The sequence below is a fragment of the Pseudomonas sp. 5P_5.1_Bac1 genome (assembly GCF_025466015.1).
Taxonomy (GTDB): domain Bacteria; phylum Pseudomonadota; class Gammaproteobacteria; order Pseudomonadales; family Pseudomonadaceae; genus Aquipseudomonas.
In genome coordinates this window covers 1-468 of the sequence record NZ_JANLNX010000005.1, presented here as the reverse complement: position 1 = coordinate 468, position 468 = coordinate 1, and the positions used below count along the sequence as shown (strand labels likewise).

At 59.8% G+C, this 468-nt stretch carries 1 protein-coding gene; it reads right to left on the bottom strand.

Translation table 11 applies throughout. The features are described 5' to 3' along the window. Positions 1-468 (bottom strand): immunoglobulin-like domain-containing protein (locus tag NTD82_RS00395; protein ID WP_262127384.1); only part of this gene is annotated, 468 nt, incomplete at both ends.

The following is a 468-nucleotide window of genomic DNA, read 5'->3' as shown; positions in this document are numbered from 1 at the left end:
ACGACGGTGGTCGGCGTGCCGGCGGTTTCCAGGTGCTCGTAGTTGCCGCCGGTGACGCCAGTGATGCTGTTGGTCAGCGGAGTGTTGGTATTCAACACGTTGTTCGGTGCGATGAAATCGACCGAGCCGCTCGAGGCGTTGACCGGGATGGTGATGCTTTGGCCGTTGGCCAGCGTGATGACCAGTGGTGCACCGGTTACTGGAGCCGTTACCGAAGCGGTGTAGGTAACTACGCCACCTTCAACAGCACTGGCAGTCGCGGTCAGGGTGACGGTCGAAGTATCAATCGAGTCCGTAACAGCAGTTACAGCTGCGGTTGGGCTGACTTCCAGGTGTTCGAAGTCGCCGCCAGTGGTGCCGGTCACGGTCACGCTTACGCTGCCTGCGTCGACATACACGGTGTCTTTTGGTGCTGCGAAGGTCACGGAGCCTTCGGTCGCATCCTTGGCGATGGTGATGGTTTCACCA